The sequence below is a fragment of the Streptomyces sp. SID9727 genome (genome assembly GCF_010550605.1).
Lineage (GTDB): Bacteria > Actinomycetota > Actinomycetes > Streptomycetales > Streptomycetaceae > Streptomyces.
On sequence record NZ_JAAGNI010000148.1, the window covers coordinates 1 to 3,247 of the forward strand.

General features: G+C 74.3%; 3 protein-coding genes. 1 reads left to right on the forward strand and 2 read right to left on the reverse strand.

All coding sequences use genetic code 11. The annotated features are described in order from the left end of the window. Nucleotides 1-192: hypothetical protein (locus tag G3I41_RS36335; RefSeq protein WP_203600664.1), on the reverse strand; the 192-nt coding region annotated here is incomplete at its 3' end. Nucleotides 193-526: 334 nt separating this feature from the next. Further along, nucleotides 527-1,795, reverse strand: a complete 1,269-nt coding sequence (locus G3I41_RS10105; RefSeq protein WP_164399884.1) for an MBL fold metallo-hydrolase — start codon at nt 1,793-1,795, stop codon at nt 527-529. A 357-nt stretch (nt 1,796-2,152) separates the two neighbouring features. On the opposite strand from G3I41_RS10105, the gene G3I41_RS10110 reads away from it, so the two are divergent. After that, the coding region (locus G3I41_RS10110; RefSeq protein WP_164399885.1) for a Glu/Leu/Phe/Val dehydrogenase dimerization domain-containing protein at nt 2,153-3,247 on the forward strand (1,095 nt) is incomplete at its 3' end.

The following is a 3,247-nucleotide window of genomic DNA, read 5'->3' on the forward strand; positions in this document are numbered from 1 at the left end:
GGCGCCGGCGAGGGCGACCGCGAGGGCCGGCAGCACGGCGGTGCGCAGGAGTTGGGGGCGTATCCGCACCTCGGGGGTCGGGCGGGCGGCGCGCGGTCTGGCCGCGGCCGAGTGGGAACGGGCGCCCGGTCGGCCGTGCCGCCCGCCCTCTCGTCGGTCGGGTCGCGCGTCGGGTGCGCGAAGTTGAGACATCAGCGTCCTCGGTACGTGGGGTCCCAGGCATCTGCGTGCACGTGGTGGCACCTACGGTGGTCGGGCATTCTCGGGTCATCGGCCGGGCGGCCCGGAGAATATGAGCCCACCGTTGATCACCGGGCACACACGGTAGTCGCGAGAAGTGCGGCCGCGATGGGCAGTTGTGGAACTTGCCCGTCATCCGTCCCGCTCTGGTATGAGCGCTCGTACGGGCGACCGATTCGGGCAGGCCCGTTTCCGGCGCACGCACAGGCGGGCCCCCTCGACCGATGCCGAGGGGGCCCGCCTGTGCGTGCCTCGTCCGGAAGTCCGGAACGCAGCTCTCAGGAGCTCAGGGCTGTGGTGTCCGGTCGCGTTCCCGGCCGGCCTCGGGGGCGGCGCCGGCCGCCGGGTCGTGCAGCTGTACGTGGACCGGAGGCCAGTTGCCCCAGCCGGGGGCGGGCTCGGTCGCCACGTCGCGCCACCACGGCTCGACGGGCGGCGGATCGGCGGGCTCGAACGGCTGGCCGGGGCGCGGGGAGACCATGGTGACGCCCACGGACCGGGTGGCGCGCATCGACCATTCGGCGGGCTCGGCCCACGGGTGGAGCGCGAGGTTGAACGTCCCCCAGTGGATCGGCAGCATGACGCCCGCCGCCGGATCGTCGCCCTGCAGGTCGAGGTGGGCGCGCACGCCCTCGTCGGGGCTCATGTGGATGTCCGGCCAGGCGCCCGGCTCCGGCATGTCGTCCGTGCGGTCCTTGAGCCAGTACTGGCTGTACGCCCCGATCTGGATCATGGTCGCGTCGAACGGGCCGTGTTCGGCGCCGATGGTCCGGAAGCCGGGGAAGTACCCGGTGTCGCCGCTGTGGTAGATCCGGTGCCGGGGGCCGGCGACGGCCCAGGAGGCCCAGAGGGTGTGCTGCTGGTTGCGCAGACCGCGTCCGCAGAAGTGGCGGGCGGGGGTGGCGGTGAGGCTGACGCCGGCGACCGTGGTGGTCTCGTTCCAGTCGAGCTCGCGGAGCCGGTCGGGCGCGACACCCCAGCGCTCCAGATGCGCGCCGACGCCGAGCGGGACCGCGAAGACCGTCTCGGTACGGGCCAGGGCCCGGATCGTCGGGAGGTCCAGGTGGTCGTAGTGGTCGTGCGAGATCACCACCACGTCGACCGGCCCCAGGGCACCGAGCGGCACGGGGGCCGGGTGCAGGCGCCGGGGGCCGGCGAAAGTGAAGGGGGAGCAGCGCTCGCCCCAGACCGGGTCGAACAGCACGCGCCGCCCGTCGATCTCGGCGAGGACGCCGGAATGCCCCATCCAGGTGATCCGGAGCCCGGAGGCGGGCGGCTTGGCGAGGTCGGCGACGGTCGTGGCGTGCACGGGCACCGGGGCGGCGGGGGCCCGGAGCACCCGCTCCTCCTTGCGGAAGTAGACCCGGGCGAAGTCCAGGGTGGAACCCGAGGGTCTGATCCGCGCGCCCACCGGGTTCTGGAAGACACCGTCGGCGAAGTTGGGAGAACGGCGGATGCGCTCCATGCGCGCGCCGTCCGGGTCGGCCCCGAAGGCAGCGGGGCGCAGCGCACGCAGCCTGGAGCGGAGCGGAAGCCTGTGGTCAGCGCCGGTCACGGGGTCTCCTGAGGAGTCGGGGTCGTCCCATTATGGCCAAGGGGTACGACAGTGCGAGAGCGGAACAGCCGGGTGGGTGGCGTTCCGCACCGACCGCCTTGCCCGCGTCGTCGTCCGTACACGTGCTCGCCACGCGCACGCGGATTGCCGTCCCCGCTCCCGCCGGGGAGCACGAACCGCGCCTCCCGCCGTACGCGCACCGGCGCGTTCCGGCCACCGGGGCCGCGCGGCGGCGGAGACCGCGTTGACAGAGCCGCCATCGGCTTCCGATACTGACCCGCGATTCAGTAATGCGGCCGCTTTCGCCGGCCCGCCCACCCAGAACGGCCCGCCGACAGTGACCGAGGAGCACTCCCGATGACGACGCCGCCGGTGTCCCCGCCCGCCCCGCTCATCTCGCTGACCTGGACCGACCACGCCACCGGCTGCCGCGGCCACCTCGTGGTCGACCGGCTGGTGCGCGGGGTGTCCAGCGGGGGCCTGCGGATGCGCCCGGGCTGCACGCTGGAGGAGGTGGCCGGTCTGGCCCGGGGCATGACGATGAAGGAGGCCCTGCACTTCGACGCGGACCGGCCCGGGGCCCGCTACATACCGCTGGGCGGCGCCAAGGGCGGCATCGACTGCGACCCGCGCGACCCGGCGGCGTACGGCGTCCTGGTCCGCTATCTGCGGGCGATGCGCCCGTACATCGAGAGCGTCTGGACGACCGGTGAGGACCTGGGCCTCTCCCAGGGCCTGGTGGACCGCGCGGCGGCCGAAGCGGGTCTCGTCTCCACCGTGCAGGCCGTCTATCCGCTGCTCGAGGACGAGGCCGCGGCCCGGCGCCGGCTGGCCGACGCCTTCGCCCTGGAGGTGGACGGCATCGGCCTGGACGAGCTGGTCGGGGGCTGCGGGGTCGCCGAGGCCGCGCTCGTCGCGCTGGACCGGGACGGGGTCGCGTACGACGGTGCGCGGGTGGCGCTCCAGGGGCTCGGGACCATGGGCGGGGCGACCGCCCGCTTCCTGTCCCGGGCGGGGCTGCGGGTGGTCGCCGTCGCCGACGTCAAGGGCACGATCGCGAACCCGGCCGGGCTCGACGTCGAGGCGCTGCTCGCCGCGCGGGACGCGTACGGCACCGTGGACCGAGGCGTCCTGCGCGCCGCCGACCGGGAGCTGCCCGCCGACGCCTGGCTCGTCCAGGAGGCGGAGGTGCTCGTCCCGGCCGCCGTGTCCTACGCCGTGGACGCGGTGAACCAGGCCGGGATCAGGGCCCGTTGGGTCGTGGAGGCCGCCAACATGCCGGTGCTGCCGGAGGCGGAGGCGCTACTCGCGGCGCGCGGGATCACCGTGCTGCCCGATGTGGTGGTCAACTCCGGTACCAACGCCTGGTGGTGGTGGACCCTGTTCGGCGACATCGGGGCCGACGCGGACGAGGCGTTCGCGCACACCCGGCGCGCGATGCGCGAACTGGTC